Origin of the sequence: Serratia sp. Ser99 (assembly GCF_024519545.1) — a bacterium.
Classification (GTDB): domain Bacteria; phylum Pseudomonadota; class Gammaproteobacteria; order Enterobacterales; family Enterobacteriaceae; genus Serratia; species Serratia liquefaciens.
In genome coordinates, this window is sequence record NZ_JALJRT010000001.1 from 32,524 (window position 1) to 51,689 (window position 19,166).

Sequence of the window (19,166 nt, forward strand, 5' to 3'; positions counted from 1 at the left end):
ACACTTTTTTCATTTTTGGAGACGCCGTGATGGCCGATCGCATTCACTGGACAGTGGGTCTCGCCCAGACCCTGTTTGATAAACCCCTTCTTGAGTTATTGTTTGAAGCCCAGACGGTTCACCGCCAGCATTTTGATCCGCGTCAGGTGCAGGTGAGCACGCTGTTATCAATCAAAACCGGCGCCTGTCCCGAAGACTGCAAGTACTGTCCGCAGAGTTCCCGCTACAAAACCGGCCTGGAGTCGGAGCGGTTGATGCAGGTGGAACAGGTGCTGGAATCGGCGCGCAAGGCCAAGGCCAACGGTTCGACCCGCTTCTGTATGGGCGCGGCATGGAAAAACCCGCACGAGCGCGATATGCCTTACCTGCAGCAGATGGTGCAAGGCGTGAAGGCCATGGGGATGGAAACCTGCATGACCCTGGGCACGCTGGATGGCTCACAGGCGGAACGCTTGGCCGAAGCCGGGCTGGATTATTACAACCACAACCTGGATACCTCGCCGGAATTCTACGGCAATATCATCACCACCCGCAGCTATCAGGAACGCCTGGATACGTTGGGCAAGGTGCGTGGTGCGGGTATCAAAGTCTGTTCCGGTGGCATCGTTGGGCTGGGAGAAACGGTGCGTGACCGCGCAGGGCTGCTGGTACAGCTGGCCAATCTGCCCACGCCGCCGGAGAGCGTGCCGATCAACATGTTGGTGAAGGTTAAGGGGACGCCGCTGGCGGACAACGACGACGTTGATCCTTTTGATTTCATTCGTACTATCGCAGTAGCACGCATCATGATGCCGTCTTCTTACGTGCGTCTTTCAGCCGGTCGCGAGCAGATGAACGAACAAACCCAGGCGATGTGCTTTATGGCCGGCGCCAACTCCATCTTCTACGGTTGCAAACTGCTGACCACGCCAAACCCGGAAGAGGACAAGGATCTGCAATTGTTCCGCAAGCTGGGCCTCAACCCGCAGCAGACCGAAACCGAGCACGGCGACAACCAGCAACAAGAAGTGCTGGCTGCGCGCCTGATGCAGGCCGATACCGCTGAGTTTTACAACGCGGCGCTGTAATGAGCTGGCAACAACGTATTGAACAGGCGCTGGAGGAGCGGCAACAGAGTGCCGCTTACCGCTACCGTTTGGTGAATCAGGGCGGCAATGGCCGCCATCTTCAGCTTAACGACCAACGCTACCTGAATTTTTCCGGCAATGACTATCTGGGCCTGAGCCAGAATGCGCAGGTGATCGCTGCCTGGCAGCAGGGCGCGCAGCAATATGGCGTGGGGTCCGGCGGTTCCGGCCACGTCACCGGTTTTTGTACCGCGCATCAGGCGCTGGAACAACAATTGGCGCAGTGGTTGGGCTATCCGCGCGCGCTGCTGTTTATCTCTGGCTATGCCGCCAATCAGGCGCTGCTGGCGGCGCTGATGCAGGGCGAGGATCGCATCCTGGCCGATCGGCTTAGCCACGCCTCGCTGCTGGAGGCGGCAGCTCACTCACCGGCCCAACTCCGACGCTTTCGCCATAACCAACCGCAGGCGTTGGCCGATTTGCTGGCAAAACCCTGCAGCGGCCAGACGTTGGCGGTCACCGAAGGGGTGTTCAGCATGGACGGCGACAGTGCCCCATTGGCAGAGCTGCACCGTTTGACCCGCGAGGCAGGCGCCTGGCTGATGGTTGACGACGCACATGGCATTGGCGTTCAGGGTGAGCAGGGGCGCGGCAGTTGCTGGCAGCAGGGCGTACGGCCCGAGTTGTTGGTGGTCACTTTCGGCAAAGCCTTTGGCCTCAGTGGCGCTGCGGTCCTGTGCGATGAATCTACGGCCGAATACCTGTTGCAGTTTGCCCGCCATCTGATTTACAGCACGGCGATGCCGCCGGCACAGGCCTGTGCGCTGCAGGCAGCGTTGCATTGTATCCAGCAGGGCGACGAATTACGCACGCGGTTGAATACGAATATTCAGCGATTTCGCCAGGGGGCGGCCCAGTTGTCGCTGACGCTGACGGAGTCTCTAACCGCCATTCAGCCGTTGCTGGTGGGGGATAATCAGCGAGCGCTTGATTTGGCGCAGCACCTGCGGGGGCAAGGCCTGTGGGTGAGTGCGATCCGCCCGCCAACGGTACCGCCGGGCGGTGCGCGTTTGCGTATTACCCTGACGGCGGCGCATCAGCCACAGGATATCGATCGTCTGCTGGAGGTATTGCATGACGTCAGCGTTTGAACAGGTTAACAAGCAAGCGGTCGCCTCGGCCTTTAGCCGTGCGGCCGTGGGTTATGACGCGGCAGCGGTATTGCAGCGTGATGTGGGTGAGCGCTTACTGGGGATGGGGCAGGAGCACCGGGGCGAGCAACTGCTCGATGCCGGCTGTGGCACCGGTTATTTCAGCCGCCGCTGGCGTGAACTGGGCAAGCAGGTGACGGCGCTCGATTTGGCACCGGGCATGCTGGCCTTTGCCCGCCAGCAGCAGGCAGCGGATCATTATCTGCTGGGCGACATCGAAAATGTTCCCTTAGCCGATGCTGCCGTGGATATCAGTTTCAGCAGCCTGGTGGTGCAATGGTGCAGCGATCTGCCGCGGGCGTTGGCAGAGTTGTACCGCGTTACCCGCCCGGGCGGCGTGATTTTATTTTCCACCCTGGCTGAAGGTTCGCTGCATGAATTGGGTGACGCCTGGCAGCAGGTGGACGGTGAGCGCCATGTTAATGATTTTCTGCCATTGGCGCAGATTGAGGCGGCCTGTGCGGGTTATCGCCATCACCTGCAGGCGGAATGGCAAACCCTGAATTACCCGGACGTAATGGCGTTGATGCGATCCCTCAAGGGGATAGGTGCGACCCATTTGCATCAGGGACGAGAGGCTGGGTTACTGTCCCGACAACGCCTCGCCGCCTTGCAGGCAGCCTATCCCTGCCGTCGTGGACAATTTCCGCTCAGCTATCATCTGGTTTATGGAGTGATTTATCGTGATTAAGCGTTGGTTTGTCACCGGCACCGATACCGAAGTGGGCAAAACCGTGGCCAGTAGCGCCTTGCTGCAGGCAGCCAATTTGGCGGGTTACCGCACGGCCGGCTACAAACCGGTAGCTTCAGGCAGCGAGATGACCACGGAAGGGCTACGTAACGGCGATGCGTTGGCATTGCAGGCCAACAGCGCGGTGGCGCTAAGCTATGACGAAGTAAACCCTTATGTGTTTGCAGAACCGACCTCACCGCACATTGTCAGCGCCGACGAAGGGCGGCCGATCGAACTGGCTCAGCTTTCCGCCGGGTTACGTCACCTGGAGCAGCGGGCCGAGTGGCTGTTGGTCGAAGGCGCCGGGGGCTGGTTTACACCGCTTAGTGAGCAACATACCTTTGCCGACTGGGTGCAGCAGGAACAACTGTCGGTCATTTTGGTGGTGGGAATACGGCTGGGCTGCATCAACCATGCCGTGCTGACCGCACAGGCTATCCGGCAGGCGGGATTGCCGCTGGTCGGTTGGATCGCCAATGACGTCTGCGCACCGGGTCGCCGCCATCAGGAATATATGGCCACGCTGCGCCGCATGTTACCGGCCCCGCTGCTGGGGGAGATCCCCCATCTGCCCGAAGCCGAACGCCAGGCGCTGGGGCAGTATCTGGATTTGAGCGTGTTATAAAGGGACTGGGGGAAATTTCTCCCCCCATATCCTGTTCGTCACACCGCCAGATAGGCATTGATCAAGTCCTCATCCAACTGTTCCAGCGTACCATCCGCCACGCTGCGGCCCTTATCCATCAGGCAAAAGCGATCTGCCACGCGGCGGACAAAGGGCAGTTTGTGCTCCACCAGCAGGATAGTCATGCCCAGTTCCCGGTTAAGTTTGCGGATCACGTTGCCGATATCGGCGGCGATAGACGGTTGAACACCGCTGGTGGGTTCGTCGAGGATCAGTAGTTCTGGTTCCAGTACCAGTGCGCGGCCAATCGCCAGCTGCTGCTGTTCACCGTCGCCCAAATCGCCGGCCCGACGTCCGCGCATCTCCCGAAGGTTGGGGAACAGGTTATAAATCAACGGCGGGATGCGGCGGGATTTATCGCGTCCGGCCATCAGCGCCACCTGCAGGTTTTCCTCAACGCTGAGTTGCGAAAATATCTGTCGCCCCTGGGGAACGTAGCTGATCCCCAGCTCCGTTCGGGTTTCTACCGGCTGCTGCAGCAGATTTTGCGGGGGTTCGTCTGCCAACTGCCAGGTCATGCTGCCGCTGACTACCGGCAAATGGCCCATGATGCAATTGACCAGCGTAGTTTTTCCCACGCCGTTACGGCCGATAAGTACCGTGCATTGGCCACGCGGCAGTTCCAGATTGATATCCCACAAGGTATGGTTTTGCCCATAAAACTGATTCACTGACCTTAAACTTAACATCCGGCATTCTCCTCAAAGACCTGTCTTCCACTCGTGGTTGTACGCCCCTAGCGGGCGTCAGCGTAACGCGGCGTTAACAGGCCGCGCCGATTTCACCTGCCGGAACCGCAGGGCGGCCGGTGCAGGGAAGGGGGACGAACCCCTTCTTCCTCGCTTAATCCACTCCCTACTGCGATTTCCGCCTTAGCGGTTTCTTTCCCGAGTGTTTCAATGTCTGGAACAAAATGCTGATCTGCTACCTTCAACGAGGTAGTTAAGTTTTGACTTAAGCGAGCAATACATAGGTGAAAATGGCACCTAAAGGCCATTCGTCAGCGCTCTCTCATGTTTATGTCGCCAATGTCAGTTGATTCGCATTGGCGTGACGCTAAACCCCGAGCAGCTCATTCTGCCGTTTCGGGGCGTAGATTTCCCCGAGCCCACTTTCGCCGTGAAAGGGTAATGCAACCCTTGGGCCAACTTTTTGAACGCTGTAAATCAGAGATTGTTATTGCCTTGTTAACGGTCTGGCGCGCCTACAGCGGCCCAGGCAGACCTGGTGAAAATAGGGTCGAAAGTTAACGCGGACAATTTTTGCACTCTTCCAGTGCTGCCAGGAATAGTTATGGTGCAAACTATTTCGCCTGTCGCCGCAAGATGCAGCAGTTGAGGGTAACAATGGGATGAATCTGTTTTTGGCAATGGGGATTTTTAGCATTAATCGGCATAAACAAAGCGATATTTTTGTGAAAAAATAACTAAAAAAGCCATCTTGGCGAGAAGAAACGCCAAAAAGCGTTCTTTCTGCAACTCCCGCCGGGGGCGGGGCGGTGAGAGTTATCCACTATTCCTGTGGATAACCTTGTGCATTAGATTTAGAAAACCGGTTTAAAGCGAGAGCGGACGCGGGTTCTGTTCGCTTTGTCCGCAATCTCGTCTCTTTTATAAATTCATTATTTATCAATAAATTAACTAAAATCAAGCGGCCTCTGTATTGATGAAGTGTCTATGTATGATTTTTGGCCACAGTGCTATCAATAAGTTAATTCGTGACGGATTTTGGGGATAAAACTGTTATTGACAATAAAAATGTCACGCGACTGTAACCCTGGCGGTGCATGCAGCCCGGTTTGACGCACGCCAAAGCGACGAATCGCTTGAAGCTGGTTTTATATCCAGTATCATAGGCACTGGCGAAAATCGCCGGGGCTTTCCATAATTAGAGGCCATTCACCGAGCAGCAGCTCCATGGCCGCCTGAGCGCGCGCATCTCCACAGGGTAGCCGAGTCAATGAGTAAAACGTTCAAACTGCATTCCGAATTCAAGCCGGCCGGCGACCAGCCGGAAGCCATCCGTAAGCTGGAAGAGGGCCTGGAAGACGGCCTGGCTCACCAAACGCTGCTGGGCGTAACCGGCTCGGGCAAGACATTCACCGTCGCTAATGTGATCGCCGATCTCAACCGGCCCACCATGGTGCTGGCGCCCAATAAAACTTTGGCGGCGCAGCTGTATGGTGAGATGAAAGAGTTCTTTCCCGAGAATGCGGTCGAGTATTTCGTTTCTTACTACGACTACTATCAGCCGGAGGCCTACGTCCCCAGCTCCGACACCTTTATCGAAAAAGATGCCTCGGTGAACGAACACATCGAGCAGATGCGCCTTTCCGCGACGAAAGCGCTGTTGGAACGTCGCGATGTGATCGTGGTGGCGTCGGTATCGGCGATCTACGGCCTGGGCGATCCGGATTTATACCTGAAGATGATGCTGCACCTGACCAAAGGCATGATCATCGATCAGCGGGCGATCCTGCGCCGTTTGGCGGAGCTGCAATATAGCCGCAACGATCAGGCTTTCCAGCGCGCGACGTTCCGCGTGCGGGGTGAAGTGATTGACGTCTTCCCGGCGGAATCGGATGAATTGGCGCTGCGCATCGAGCTGTTTGACGAAGAGGTCGAACGGCTTTCGCTGTTTGATCCCCTGACCGGCCAGATCGAACAAGAGGTGCAGCGTTTTACCATTTACCCCAAATCGCACTATGTGACGCCGCGTGAGCGGATCCTGCAGGCGATGGAAGAGATCAAGGTGGATCTGGCCGAGCGGCGCAAGGTGCTGCTGGCCAATAACAAGCTGCTGGAAGAACAGCGTCTGACGCAGCGCACCCAGTTTGATTTGGAGATGATGAACGAACTGGGCTACTGCTCCGGCATTGAAAACTATTCGCGCTACCTGTCCGGGCGCGGCGAGGGTGAGCCTCCGCCGACGCTGTTTGACTATTTGCCGGCGGATGGCCTGCTGGTGGTTGACGAGTCCCACGTGACCATTCCGCAAATCGGCGGTATGTACAAAGGCGACCGTTCACGCAAGGAAACACTGGTGGAATACGGTTTCCGCCTGCCGTCGGCGCTGGATAACCGCCCGCTGCGCTTTGAAGAGTTCGAAGCGCTGGCGCCACAGACTATCTATGTGTCTGCTACGCCGGGCAAATACGAGCTGGAAAAATCCGGTGGTGACATTATCGATCAGGTGGTGCGCCCAACCGGGCTGCTGGATCCGCAAATCGAAGTGCGGCCGGTGACCACCCAGGTGGACGATCTGCTTTCTGAAATCCGCAAGCGGGTGGCGATCAACGAGCGTGTGCTGGTTACCACGCTGACCAAACGCATGGCGGAAGATCTGACCGAATACCTGGAAGAGCATGGCGAGCGGGTGCGCTACCTGCACTCGGACATCGATACCGTGGAACGGGTCGAAATCATTCGTGACCTGCGCCTGGGCGAGTTTGACGTGCTGGTGGGTATCAACCTGCTGCGTGAAGGGCTGGACATGCCAGAGGTGTCGCTGGTGGCGATTTTGGATGCCGATAAAGAGGGCTTCCTGCGCTCCGAACGTTCATTGATCCAGACCATTGGCCGTGCGGCGCGTAACCTCAATGGTAAAGCTATCCTCTACGGTGATAAAATTACCGACTCGATGGCCAGAGCGATCGGCGAGACCGAGCGTCGCCGTGCCAAACAGCAGGCGTTCAACGAAGAAAACGGCATTGTACCGCAGGGCTTGAACAAGAAAATTTCCGATATTTTGCAGTTGGGCAAACCCAGTACCCGCAGCAAGGGCAAAGGGAAGGGCAAAGCTGCGGAAAACGCCGCCCAGTACCAAAATCTTACGCCAAAAGCGCTGGATCAGAAGATTCGCGAGTTGGAAGCGCAGATGTATACCCACGCGCAAAACCTGGAGTTCGAGCAGGCGGCGGGCTTGCGTGACGAAATCCACCAGCTGCGCGAGCAGTTTATTGCCATTTCATAACCCATTGGCGCGCTGCAGACCGCGGCGCCGCCAAAACATAAAATCCTTGTCGCCTCCGCCAAAGCTGATTATGGTGTGCGGCCATTTGACTACTGCGAGCCACCGACCATGACCCAACACCAGTCCAAAGACCCGATGCACGGCATCACTCTGGAACAGCTTCTGAATAAACTGGTGGAAAACTACGGTTGGTCAGGGCTGGCTGAACGCATTCGCATCAACTGCTTCAGCAGCGATCCCAGCATCAAGTCCAGCCTGAAATTTCTGCGTCGCACGCCCTGGGCGCGCAAACAGGTGGAAGATCTTTATCTCGACATGGTTGAGCAGGCCGCCAGCGATAACCCGTGGCTACGTGGCGGCAAATAAACGCTTAGGCGCGGGCACCTAACTCGATCAACGCCTGATCCAGCGCCTGGCGCAGCAACTGACGATCGTGGCGGTAAGGAATATCCTGTGCTTCCAGCGGCTGTTTGATCACCACCCGATCCTGCACTTCACGGGTATCCGCCGTTGGCCCGACAATGACGGCATCAATCATCTGGCGGCCAATTTTCGCCTCCATCAATTCCAGCTTGTTCATCAGCGTCAAGGCTGCCGCCGCGACGCTTAATTCGCGTCCGAGGTTGTCGATATAAATCATATTGGCGCTGCTGCGACGCAGAGCCTGCGTAAGGTCATCGAGCAACAGCAGAGGCATCAGGCTGGTCAGAAAACTGCCCGGTCCTATCAGGATCACGTCGGCCTGCGCGATAGCATCCAGCGCCTCGCGCGTCGCGTTGACATAGGGCGACAGCATCAGCTCCTGTGGCATGTCGGTCAGTTGATCGACATTCACCTCGCCGTAAACGTGGTTGCCTTCATGATCGTGCGCCATCAGGTCCACCGGCTGTTCGGACATCGGAATCAGCGCCGCGTCCACCTTCAGCAGGCTGCGCACCAGGTTGATCGCTTCCAATGGGCGTACGCTCAGGTGATCCAGGGCTTTCAACATCAGATTGCCGAGGTTGTGCCCAGACAGTTCGCCATTGCCGCTGAAGCGGTATTCGAACATCGCGGAAGCCACGCTCGGTTCGGTGATCAACTGATTCAGGCAGTTACGGGTATCGCCCCAGGCAATGCCCCCTTCCGAACGGCGAATACGGCCGGTAGAACCGCCGTTATCGGTGGTGGTGACAATACCGGTTAAACGGGAGCCTAAAGACGACAGGGAAGACATCACGCGACCAAGACCATGACCGCCGCCTAATGCCACTACCCGATCGAGATCGGCCAGGGTTCGATTACGCATAAATTTCCTTACAAGGGGGCTTAACTGCCCGCATAAAGTAGCGGATTTGGCGTAAAAACGCGAAAAAGAGTGTGGTTTGCGTGATTCCGGTCAATTCGTCTCCCTAAAGGCTGTTTATCATGGTTTACCAGATTAGGAATCGCCTAAAATCGCTGTATACACAATTATATAGCGAAATTGCGCGTTGGCTATCGCGTTTGTTTAGCGCTAGAATTCCGATGAAAACCACGGTTTCGTTCCGGCTACTCCGACTGCGGGAACTGAGACCAAAACTCCTAGCCTCTGGGCCTACGTTGTTCCTGCGAACAATATGGCGCTTGGGCCGTGGCGAAGTCAGCCACCAGGGTGCAGAGCGGAAACGTTCGCATCTCCCGACTTTGGAAGGTGTTATGGTGCCGCAACTCATTGATGCTTATGAGCGCAAGTTCTATTACTTGCGCCTGTCGATCACCGACGTGTGCAACTTTCGTTGCACCTACTGCTTGCCGGACGGCTACCGCCCGAACGGCAGCCCGAAAACATTCTTGTCGCTTGATGAGATCCGACGCGTCAGTCGCGCATTCGCCGAACTGGGCACCGAAAAAGTGCGCCTGACCGGCGGAGAGCCTTCTCTGCGCCGCGATTTCACCGAGATCATCGCCGCCGTGCGTGAAAACCCGGCCATCCGCCAGCTCGCCGTGACCACCAACGGTTACCGTATGGCACGCGACGTCGCCGGCTGGCGTGATGCCGGCCTGACGGCGGTCAACGTCAGCGTCGACAGCCTGGATCCCCGCCAATTTCATGCCATTACCGGGCAGGACAAGTTCCGCCAGGTGATGGACGGCATCGACGCCGCCTTTACCGCCGGTTTCAGCAAGGTGAAGGTCAACGCGGTGCTGATGCGTGACGTGAACCACCAACAGCTGGGCGCCTTCCTTAACTGGATCAAAGACCGTCCGATTCAACTGCGCTTTATCGAACTGATGGAAACCGGCGAGGGGGGCGATCTGTTTCGCAAGCACCACGTTTCCGGTGAAGTGATCCGTTTGCAGCTGGAACAGCAGGGCTGGCAGCGTCAGCCGCGCGGCCGCAGCGACGGCCCGGCGCAGGTGTTCAGCCATCCGGATTATCAGGGTGAAGTGGGCTTGATCATGCCGTATGAAAAAGATTTCTGCGCCAGCTGCAACCGGCTGCGTGTTTCCGCTATCGGCAATTTACACCTGTGTCTGTTCGGCGAGCAGGGTATTGGTCTGCGCGATCTGCTGACGAATGATCAGCAGCTTGATGAACTGAAGGACCGCATCCAGGGCGGGCTGCTGAGTAAGAAACAGACTCACTTCCTGCATCAGGGTAACAGTGGCATAACGCAGAACCTGTCGTTTATCGGCGGCTGATCCCCGGCATCTTTCAAGCCGCAGCGTTGTTGGCTGCGGGCGCTCACCCCAGTCACTTACCTGAGTAAGCTCCTGGGGATTTACGGCCTTGCCGCCTAGCTGCAACTTGAAATCTATTGGGTATCCTATGAATAGGAGCAAAGTGAACAATGAGTCATGCCAGCAGTGAATTCATTCCGGTACATATCGCTATTTTGACCGTTTCGGACAGCCGTGGCGAAGCGGAAGACACCTCGGGCCAGTACCTGCAAGAAGCGGCGCTTGAAGCCGGACACCGGGTAGTGGATCGCGCCATCGTCAAAGACGACAAATACCTGATCCGCGCACGCGTTTCCACGTGGATTGCAGACGAAACGGTACAGGCCGTGCTGATCACTGGGGGCACCGGCTTTACCGCCAGAGACTACACCCCCGAAGCGCTGCTGCCGCTGTTTGATCGCGAAGTGGAAGGGTTCGGCGAACTGTTCCGCATGGTGTCTTACGAAGAGATTGGCACCGCCACGGTCCAGTCACGCGCGCTGGCCGGTATGGTCAACCAGACGGTCATTTTTGCCATGCCGGGGTCAACCCGCGCCTGCCGCACCGCCTGGGAACGCATTATTGAAGAGCAGTTGGACGCGCGTCATCGCCCGTGCAACTTTCTGCCACATCTGAAGAAATAAAAATTATGACGCAGCTAACTCACATTAACGCCGCGGGCGAAGCCCATATGGTTGACGTTTCAGCCAAAGCAGAAACGGTGCGCGAGGCGCGCGCCGAAGCTTTCGTCGAGATGTTGCCGACCACGCTGGCGATGATTATCGAGGGCAGCCACCACAAGGGCGACGTGTTCGCCACGGCGCGCATCGCCGGTATTCAGGCGGCGAAACGCACCTGGGAGCTGATCCCGCTGTGCCATCCGCTGATGCTGAGCAAGGTCGAAGTGCAGTTGGAGGCCCAACCGGAACACAGCCGGGTGCGGATTGAAACCTGTTGCCGACTGACCGGCAAGACCGGTGTTGAAATGGAAGCGTTAACCGCGGCTTCAGTGGCCGCATTGACCATTTACGACATGTGTAAAGCGGTACAGAAAGACATGGTGATCGGCCCGGTGCGGCTGCTGGCGAAAAGCGGCGGCAAATCCGGTGATTTTAAGGTGGAACTATGATTAATATTCTTTTTTTTGCTCAGGTACGCGAACTGGTTGGCACCGGCGATTTATCGATGCCGGCAGATTACCCGACGGTTGAAGCGCTACGTAAGGCGCTGTGCGAACGTGGCGACCGTTGGGCATTGGCGCTGGAGTCCGGCAAGCTGTTGACCGCGGTGAACCAGTCGCTGGTGGCGGCCGAACATCCGCTGCGCGCCGGCGATGAAGTTGCTTTCTTTCCACCGGTAACCGGAGGTTAATGGTGGAAAATACCCGTATCCGCGTGGGGGAAGCGCCGTTCAGCGTGGGCGACGAATACCAGTGGTTGGCGCAGTGCGACGATGATGGCGCCGTGGTCACCTTTACCGGCAAGGTACGCAATCATAATCTGGGCGATAACGTCAGTGCGCTAACGCTCGAGCACTACCCTGGCATGACCGAAAAAGCGCTGGCCGAGATCCTGGACGAAGCCCGTAGCCGTTGGCCCTTGCAGCGCGCGACGGTGATCCATCGCGTGGGCGAACTGTTTCCCGGTGATGAGATTGTCTTCGTTGGCGTGACCAGTGCGCACCGCAGTATGGCGTTCGAGGCTGCCGAGTTCATTATGGATTACCTGAAAACCCGGGCGCCCTTCTGGAAACGCGAAGCCGTCGGGCAGGGAGACCGCTGGGTCGATGCGCGCGACAGCGATCGCCAGGCGGCGGAACGCTGGCATAACGCAGATAAATAACCGTTAAACAGCGGAAACAAATCAATACCTTTGCCGCTTTGCCATCGGGTTTTATGTGGTACGCTTATAGCAGGCCGAGCCCCATAAATGGGGATCGAAATCTTGTTTCATACGCAAAAGGTAACCGTCATGGACCGATATCCACGCTCTAATGGTTCAATCGTCGAACGTGCCAACAGCGGCATTCAGGCTTATATGGCGCAGGTTTATGGCTGGATGACCTGCGGTATGCTGTTGACGGCGTTTGTTTCCTGGTACGCGGCCAACACGCCTGCGATCCTTAACTTTATCTTCTCCAGCCAGATCACCTTCTTTGGCCTGATCATCGCGCAGTTGGGGTTGGTTTTCGTCATTTCCGGCATGGTCAATCGTCTTAGTGGCACGGTCGCCACCTCGCTGTTTATGCTCTATTCGGCGCTGACCGGGCTGACGCTTTCCAGCATTTTCATCGCTTACACCTACAGCTCGATCGCCAGCACCTTCGTGGTGACCGCCGGCATGTTCGGTGCGATGAGCCTGTACGGCTACACCACCAAGCGCGACCTGAGCGGTTTCGGCAGCATGCTGTTTATGGCGCTGATCGGGATTGTGTTAGCTTCGCTGGTCAATATCTGGCTGAAAAGCACGGCGTTGATGTGGGCAATTACCTATATCGGCGTGGTGGTGTTTGTTGGCCTGACGGCGTACGACACCCAGAAACTGAAGGCCATGGGCGAGCAACTGAATGCCGATGATAAAGACAGCTTCCGCAAATACGCCATTGTTGGCGCGTTGACGCTGTATCTCGATTTCATCAACCTGTTCCTGATGTTGCTGCGCATTTTCGGCAACCGCCGCTAAATCCGTCGTCTTTCAAGCCGCAGCGTTGTTGACTGCGCTCGCCTACCCCAGTTACTTACTTAGGTAAGCTCCTGGGGATACACGAGCTGGTCGCCTAGCCGCAGCATGAAATCCATAGGATTTACAGCGAATAGAAAGACTCTGCGATCTCGATCGCAGAGTCTTTTTTTATGCAATTTTACGGCGGAACATGGCATAGGCGGCGCTGCCGGTGGTGGCGGTAATGGCCAACAGCGGCCACAGGCTGTGCCAGATGATGCTGAAACTGGCGTCTTTCAAATAGATCTGTTTGGTGATGTCGGTGAAGTGGCGGATGGGGTTCACCCAGGTGAGGTTTTGCAGCCACACCGGCATATTCTCCACCGGTGAAACATAACCGGAGAGCAGGATGGCCGGCATCATAAACACGAACACGCCGATAAACGCCTGTTGCTGGGTGGCGCACAGCGACGAAATCAGCAGGCCGAACCCCACCAGCGACAGCCCGTAAATCAACATGGTGCCGTAGAACAACAGCAGCGACCCGGCGAACGGGATCTGATAGATAAAGATGCCGATCAGCAACACTATGCTGGCCTGGAAGGTGGCGACGATCAGCGCCGGCACCGCTTTGCCGATAAAAATCTGCCAGGTGGTCAACGGCGACACCAGCAGTTGCTCCAGCGTGCCCTGTTCACGTTCGCGCGCCACCGACAGTGAAGTCACTATCAGCACGCCGATGGTGGTGATCATGGCGATCAGCGACGGCACCACAAACCACTTGTAGTCCAAATTCGGGTTATACCAGTTGCGCACCACCAGTTCGCTGTTGTTAGGTTTGGCACGGTTGCCGATCAGCTCATTTTGGTAGTCCTGCACGATTTGTTGCACGTAGTTGGCGGCGATCTGTGCGCTGTTGGAGTTGCGCCCATCGAGCAACAACTGCAGCGGGGCCGTATTGCCGCTGGCGATATCCCGTGAAAATTGTGCCGGGAAACGGATCAGCAGCAGCGCTTTTTGGTTATCGATAACGCTTTGTATCTCTTGCGGGCTGCGCAACAGCAGCACGTGGGAGAAGGCCTTGGCCTTGGCAAAGCGCTGGGTCAGCTCGACCGAGGCATGGCCGCTGTCTTCGCTGTACACCGCAATGGTGGCATTGGTCACTTCCAGCGTGGCGGCGAAGGGAAACAGCAGCACCTGCAGAATAACCGGCAAAATCAGAATGGCGCGGGTTTGCGGGTCGCGCAGCAGCGATTGCATTTCCTTAATGATTAACGTCCAGAGACGGTGAAACATCTTCTTTCCCCTTAATCCAGCCGCCGCTGGGTTTTCCAGGCCGTCAGGCCGATAAATACCACCGCAGAAGCGATCAGGAACAGCAGGTTAATCATCAACACCGTGCCGACGTTGCCCGCCAGGAATAGCGTTTGCAGCGTGCTGACGAAGTAACGCGCCGGAATGATGTAAGTGACGGCGCGTACGATGGCCGGCATGCTGTCGATCTGGAAGATAAAGCCGGACAGCATAATCGACGGCAGAAAGGCGGCGTTCAGCGCCACCATCGCCGCGTTGAACTGGTTGCGGGTAATGGTGGAAATCAGCAGCCCCATGCCGAGCGTACTGGCGAGGAACAGGCTGCTGATGACGAACAGAATCAGCAGAGAGCCGCGATAGGGCACCCCGAGCACCCACACCGAAACCACCATGCACAACACCATGGCGATCATGCCGAGGAAGTAGTAAGGCACCAGCTTCGACAGCAGCAGTTCGGTTCGCGTCACCTGAGTGGAAAGCAGCGCTTCCATGGTGCCGCGCTCCCATTCGCGTGCGATCACCAACGAGGTGAGGATAGCGCCGATGACCGTCATGATAATGGTGATGGCGCCGGGAATGATGTAATGCCGGCTGATGGCCGCCGGGTTAAACCAGTAGCGCATCTGCACGTCGATCAGCGGTTTTTCTTCGCGCCCGCTGTCGGTGGCGCGCTGCTGTTGCCAGATTTGCCACACTCCCTGGGTATAGCCCTGAACGAAGTTGGCGGTATTGGGTTCACTGCCGTCGGTAATGATTTGCAAGGGGGCGCTGTCGTGCGGCCGCGCCATACGTTGGGCAAAATCATTGGGGATCACCACCAGCCCGCGGATGCGCCCGGCTTGCATCAGCTGGATCAACTGCTGGCGATTGTCGCTGATGGTGGGCTCGATATAGGGCGAACCGGTAAAAGCGTTAGCCAGATCGCGCGCCTCTTCACTTTGTTGTTCCATCAAAATCCCCAGCCGCAGCTTGCTGGAATCCAGGTTGATGCCGTAGCCAAAAATAAACAGCAGCATCAGCGGAATGACGAAGGCGATCAGCCCGCTGCTCGGATCGCGCATAATTTGCCGCGTCTCTTTCAGGCACAGCGCGCGCAGCCGCCGCCAGGAGAAACCGCTGTCGTCGGTGCTGGCCGTTTCGCTATTCATGCTTTTTCCTCCTGATCATAACCCTGCACCAGTTCGATAAATGCCTGCTCCATCGAAGGGTTGGGATTCTCGCTGCTGGCCACCTGATGCTTGAGATCGTCCGGGGTCCCGGCGGCGATGATTTTGCCGCGATACACCAGCCCGATGCGGTCGCAATATTCCGCCTCGTCCATAAAGTGGGTGGTGACCATGACGGTGACGCCCTTGTCTACCATACCGTTGATATGCAGCCAGAATTCACGCCGGGTGAGGGGATCGACACCGGAGGTGGGTTCGTCGAGAAACAGAATATCCGGTTCGTGCATCAGCGCGCAGGCCAACGCCAGCCGTTGTTTGAAGCCAAGCGGCAGGGAATCTGGTGTCTGGTTAATGATGGGGTCGAAGTTGAAGGCGCGGGACATCTCACTGATTTTTTCGCGCTGCGCCTTGCCGCTCAGGCCATACACGCCGGAGAAAAATTTCAGGTTTTGCGCCACCGTCAGGTTGCCGTACAGCGAGAATTTTTGCGCCATGTAGCCCAAATGCTGGCGCGCCTTGCCCGAGCTGGTTTTCAGGTCCATTCCCAGCACCAACGCCTTGCCTTCGGTTGGCACCAGCAGCCCGCACATCATTTTGAAAGTGGTGGACTTACCGGCCCCGTTGGGGCCCAGCAGTCCAAAAATCTCGCCGCGCTGCACTTTAAAATCCACGTGGTCGGTGGCGGCAAAGTCACCGAATTTCTTCGTCAGTCCCTGCGCTTCGATCACGGTTTCGGTGCTTTCCCCTTCGACGGTTGGCATGATTTCCGCCAGCGCCGACTTGCTGTTCGGCCCGCCGCCGAGCAAATCGATAAATGCATCCTCAAAGCGCGGTTCCGCTTCGCTCAGTTCGGCGTCCGGCAGATCCAACGCCTGCAACACCTGGCGGTGATCTTCGCCTTCTTTCAGGATCAGGCGCAGATATTTGCCCTGGATCACGCCGTCGGTGACCGCAGGCAGGCAGATCGCGCGTTGCAGCAAGGCACGGTGGCTGCCGGCTGGTGGTGCTATCAACACCGTGCGCCCGGCCATGCGCTGGGTGAGATCTTTAGGTGCGCCGCTGAACAACAGTTCCCCTTCATTGAGCAACAGCACTTCACGGCATTGTTCCGCTTCGTCCAGATAGGAAGTGCTCCACAGGATCAGCATGCCGTCGTTGGCCAGCTCATGCACCATGCGCCACAGCTCGCGGCGCGAGATCGGATCGACGCCGACGCCGGGCTCATCGAGCAACAGCACCTGCGGTTGCCCGACCAGCGTACAAGCCAGCCCAAGCTTCTGCTTCATGCCGCCCGACAGTTTGCCCGCCAGCCGGCTGGTGAAGCGGGTGAGATCGGTAAATGTCAGCAGCCGATCAAAAGTCTGCTTACGCAGATCGCCAGTGACGCCGCGCAGATCGGCATACAGCGTCAGGTTCTCCATCACCGTCAGATCTTCGTACAGGCCAAACTTTTGCGGCATATAACCGAGGATCGCATGCAACTGGCGATCCTGAGCGATCGGATCCAGCCCGGCGACGCGTAACGTTCCGCTGCTGGGTTTGAGCAAACCGGCCAGCATGCGTAGCAGGGTGGTTTTTCCGGCGCCGTCCGGGCCAACCAGCCCGGTAACCGCGCCGCTGGTCAGCCGGGTGGTCAGGCTGGCGACCGCCGGTTTTTGCAGCGACGGAAAACGTTTCTCCAGCGCTTCCAGCTCAATCACCTGTTCCATCACCGTCCCCTCAAGGTTTGGCAAAGTGAACGGTAACCGGCATCCCCTGGCGCAGCGCGTCATCGGCATCGGTGACGATCACCCGCAAGCGGTAAACCAGATCGGTTCGCAGGTCTGGGGTTTCGACGCTTTTCGGCGTGAATTCAGCGGTCGGTGAGACAAAACCAATTTTGCCGTGATAGGGCTTGTTCGGTCGGCTGTCGGTATAAATTTCCAGTTCGGTGCCCGGCGTTGCTTTACCCAGGTTGACTTCATTCACGTAGGCACGTACCCAGACCGGACGGGTCAGCGACAGAGTAAACACCGTGCCGCCGGCATTGAGCATGGTGCCTGGCTCAACGGCCCGAGTCAGTACGGTACCGGCCGACGGGGAAACCAGAGTGGTGTCGTGTAAATTAAGCTGTGCCTGAGCCAGTGCGGCTTCGCTCTGCGCCAGATTGGCTTTGGCTTCTTCAATCTCCTGCGGCCGGTTGCCTTTCAGGTATTGCGCCAGCTTGTCCTTTGACGCCTGCAGGTTGGCCTGCGCCTGATTGCGTGCGGTACGGGCATCTTCCAGCGCATCGGCAGAAGTGGCGTTTTTCGCCCACAGCCCTTGCTGACGTTTCAGATAGCTGTCGGCGTAGCTGAACGCGGACAGGCGCTGCGCCATTTCCGAACGCACCTGGGCGATTTCCTCGGTGCGGTAACCGGCCAGCAGCAGCGCCAGTTTGGCTTTGGCACTGCCGACGTTAGCCTGCGCCTGCTGCAGGGCGTTGATGTAAGGCGCGTCGTCCAGTTTCCCGAGCAATTGCCCCGGCTGAAGGGCATCGCCTTCATCCACCGTCAGCGACGCCAGCCGCCCATCGACGCGGAAGCCCAAATTCACCGTGCGGATATCCACGTTGCCATACAGCGTCAGCGGTTTGTCCTGCTGCTGCTGGTAATACCAAACCCCGTAAACGGCCGCGGCGATCAGCACAATAGCCGCCACAATGAGGGCACTGCGTTTCTTGTTCATAACACTCCCTGCCTGAATTTACGCGCCATAGCGTTGGCGCAGCCCATTAACCAGAATCTCGATATGTTCAGCCAGCACCTCGCTGATTTGTTCCGCCTCGGCCGCGCCGATCTGCTGCCAGCCGGCCTGACGGCGAACGGTTTCCCGCGCCACGCGAAACGACAGCACTTCGCCGATCAGCGCGTGGGTATGCAGCACGATTTTGGTCGAATTCCCATCCAGGCCGGTGTAGGCCGCCAGCAGGCGACAAAGCTTGTCATGCAGCGGTGCGACCACCTGCTGGTGGATCAGCGGGTAGGCATCGGTGGGGGAAAGCTGCTCGCGCGACATGATTTTGCTCAGGTTCAGCGTCTGCGGTTGCGTCATCAAATCACTGAACGCCAGTAGGCCGCGCTTCAGGTGGTCGAGGTGGTGCTCCGGCAGGCGTTCGGTGGCCGGCAACTGCCAGAAGCGATCAATCTCGTCGGCCAGGGGGCGAAACGCCTGCTGGATAAAATCGGCAATCCACTGTGCAACGGCCAGATACAGGCCTTCTTTGGAATTGAAGTAGTAGGTGATGGCGGCGATGTTGTGCCCGGCGCGCTGGGCGATATCGCGGGTGGTCGCACCCTGAATGCCATATTCGCCGAACATCTCGATGGCGGCGGCGATCAGCTGCTGTCGCGCCTGCTCACCCCGTGCCCGGCTGGCGGTCTGGTTATTTGGCATTGATGGCACTCGCTAAAGTTAATCAATCATATGATTAACTTTATGCCAGCTTGGGTAAAATGCAACCAGTAGGCATCGTTTATTTAAGGTTATTTTTTCGGACTAGGCTGAATTCCCGGCATATTGTGCTTTGAGCCAGTAAAATTGCGTTTTCTTGTTCGAGTTCTGCTACAATCGCCCGCTTGGTGCACTGCAGTTTGTGCCAATCCCTCGTGGTCATGCTTAATGTCCCGTCTGATAATCCTCCCAGGAAACTGCACCG

The 19,166-nt window shown here is 57.4% G+C and carries 19 protein-coding genes and 1 riboswitch; of the genes, 12 read left to right on the forward strand and 7 right to left on the reverse strand.

What is annotated here, in order from left to right:
* Positions 1–29: 29 nt before the first annotated feature.
* The 4 genes from bioB to bioD are packed head-to-tail and all read left to right on the forward strand — an operon-like array spanning position 30 to position 3,636.
* Positions 30–1,067: a biotin synthase BioB gene (gene bioB / locus NR114_RS00165; RefSeq protein WP_020825716.1), complete on the forward strand. Its 1,038-nt coding sequence runs from the start codon at positions 30–32 to the stop codon at positions 1,065–1,067.
* Positions 1,067–2,218, forward strand: coding sequence for an 8-amino-7-oxononanoate synthase (gene bioF / locus NR114_RS00170; RefSeq protein WP_234529447.1), 1,152 nt, complete (start codon positions 1,067–1,069; stop codon positions 2,216–2,218). Before bioB ends, bioF begins: the two co-directional genes overlap by 1 nt.
* A complete protein-coding gene (gene bioC, locus NR114_RS00175; RefSeq protein WP_234529446.1) occupies positions 2,202–2,969 on the forward strand; it encodes a malonyl-ACP O-methyltransferase BioC in 768 nt (255 codons plus the stop codon). Before bioF ends, bioC begins: the two co-directional genes overlap by 17 nt.
* Positions 2,962–3,636: a dethiobiotin synthase gene (gene bioD, locus NR114_RS00180; protein WP_234529445.1), complete on the forward strand. Its 675-nt coding sequence runs from the start codon at positions 2,962–2,964 to the stop codon at positions 3,634–3,636. The genes bioC and bioD overlap by 8 nt, the downstream gene beginning before the upstream one ends.
* 38 nt (positions 3,637–3,674) lie before the next feature.
* Here bioD and NR114_RS00185 read toward each other — a convergent pair whose 3' ends face one another.
* Complete coding sequence (locus NR114_RS00185) at positions 3,675–4,385, reverse strand: ATP-binding cassette domain-containing protein (protein WP_041414306.1); 711 nt, start codon at positions 4,383–4,385, stop codon at positions 3,675–3,677.
* Positions 4,386–5,655: 1,270 nt separating this feature from the next.
* Between NR114_RS00185 and uvrB the strand changes: the two genes are divergently transcribed.
* Both uvrB and NR114_RS00195 read left to right on the forward strand, forming a co-directional pair.
* Positions 5,656–7,668 (forward strand): excinuclease ABC subunit UvrB, encoded by a 2,013-nt coding sequence (uvrB, locus tag NR114_RS00190; protein WP_020825721.1) that lies wholly within the window; start codon positions 5,656–5,658, stop codon positions 7,666–7,668.
* 108 nt (positions 7,669–7,776) lie between these two features.
* On the forward strand, positions 7,777–8,034 hold the full coding sequence (locus NR114_RS00195) for a VF530 family DNA-binding protein (RefSeq protein WP_020825722.1): 258 nt from the start codon (positions 7,777–7,779) through the stop codon (positions 8,032–8,034).
* A gap of 4 nt (positions 8,035–8,038) precedes the next feature.
* Here the strand turns inward: NR114_RS00195 and yvcK are convergent, their stop codons facing one another.
* Positions 8,039–8,956, reverse strand: a complete 918-nt coding sequence (gene yvcK, locus NR114_RS00200; RefSeq protein ID WP_234529444.1) for a uridine diphosphate-N-acetylglucosamine-binding protein YvcK — start codon at positions 8,954–8,956, stop codon at positions 8,039–8,041.
* A gap of 260 nt (positions 8,957–9,216) precedes the next feature.
* A riboswitch (molybdenum cofactor riboswitch) is annotated at positions 9,217–9,359 on the forward strand.
* On the opposite strand from yvcK, the gene moaA reads away from it, so the two are divergent.
* The 6 genes from moaA to NR114_RS00230 all read left to right on the forward strand — a co-directional run bounded on the left by moaA (position 9,346) and on the right by NR114_RS00230 (position 13,031).
* Positions 9,346–10,332, forward strand: a complete 987-nt coding sequence (moaA, locus tag NR114_RS00205; protein ID WP_020825724.1) for a GTP 3',8-cyclase MoaA — start codon at positions 9,346–9,348, stop codon at positions 10,330–10,332. Its footprint overlaps the riboswitch before it by 14 nt.
* 149 nt (positions 10,333–10,481) lie before the next feature.
* Complete coding sequence (moaB, locus tag NR114_RS00210; RefSeq protein WP_234529443.1) at positions 10,482–10,994, forward strand: molybdenum cofactor biosynthesis protein B; 513 nt, start codon at positions 10,482–10,484, stop codon at positions 10,992–10,994.
* 5 nt (positions 10,995–10,999) lie between these two features.
* Positions 11,000–11,479, forward strand: coding sequence for a cyclic pyranopterin monophosphate synthase MoaC (moaC, locus tag NR114_RS00215; protein ID WP_012005756.1), 480 nt, complete (start codon positions 11,000–11,002; stop codon positions 11,477–11,479).
* A complete protein-coding gene (moaD, locus tag NR114_RS00220; protein WP_012005757.1) occupies positions 11,476–11,721 on the forward strand; it encodes a molybdopterin synthase sulfur carrier subunit in 246 nt (81 codons plus the stop codon). Before moaC ends, moaD begins: the two co-directional genes overlap by 4 nt.
* A gap of 2 nt (positions 11,722–11,723) precedes the next feature.
* The gene (moaE, locus tag NR114_RS00225; RefSeq protein ID WP_234529461.1) at positions 11,724–12,191 is read left to right on the forward strand and encodes a molybdopterin synthase catalytic subunit MoaE; all 468 of its coding nucleotides are present in this window, start codon (positions 11,724–11,726) and stop codon (positions 12,189–12,191) included.
* Between the two features lie 129 nt (positions 12,192–12,320).
* Positions 12,321–13,031, forward strand: coding sequence for a Bax inhibitor-1/YccA family protein (locus NR114_RS00230; protein ID WP_020825728.1), 711 nt, complete (start codon positions 12,321–12,323; stop codon positions 13,029–13,031).
* 168 nt (positions 13,032–13,199) lie between these two features.
* Here the strand turns inward: NR114_RS00230 and NR114_RS00235 are convergent, their stop codons facing one another.
* Genes NR114_RS00235 through cecR form a run of 5 tightly spaced genes read right to left on the reverse strand, consistent with a single transcriptional unit; the run spans position 13,200 to position 18,904 of the window.
* Positions 13,200–14,306: an ABC transporter permease gene (locus tag NR114_RS00235; RefSeq protein WP_020825729.1), complete on the reverse strand. Its 1,107-nt coding sequence runs from the start codon at positions 14,304–14,306 to the stop codon at positions 13,200–13,202.
* A gap of 11 nt (positions 14,307–14,317) precedes the next feature.
* Entirely contained in the window at positions 14,318–15,472 is a 1,155-nt protein-coding gene (locus tag NR114_RS00240; RefSeq protein WP_048761234.1) for an ABC transporter permease, read from the reverse strand.
* Entirely contained in the window at positions 15,469–17,199 is a 1,731-nt protein-coding gene (locus NR114_RS00245; protein ID WP_020825731.1) for an ATP-binding cassette domain-containing protein, read from the reverse strand. Before NR114_RS00245 ends, NR114_RS00240 begins: the two co-directional genes overlap by 4 nt.
* A 10-nt stretch (positions 17,200–17,209) precedes the next feature.
* On the reverse strand, positions 17,210–18,196 hold the full coding sequence (gene hlyD / locus NR114_RS00250) for a secretion protein HlyD (protein ID WP_046374234.1): 987 nt from the start codon (positions 18,194–18,196) through the stop codon (positions 17,210–17,212).
* Positions 18,197–18,214: 18 nt separating this feature from the next.
* Positions 18,215–18,904, reverse strand: coding sequence for a transcriptional regulator CecR (cecR, locus tag NR114_RS00255; protein WP_234529441.1), 690 nt, complete (start codon positions 18,902–18,904; stop codon positions 18,215–18,217).
* Between the last annotated feature and the right edge of the window lie 262 nt (positions 18,905–19,166).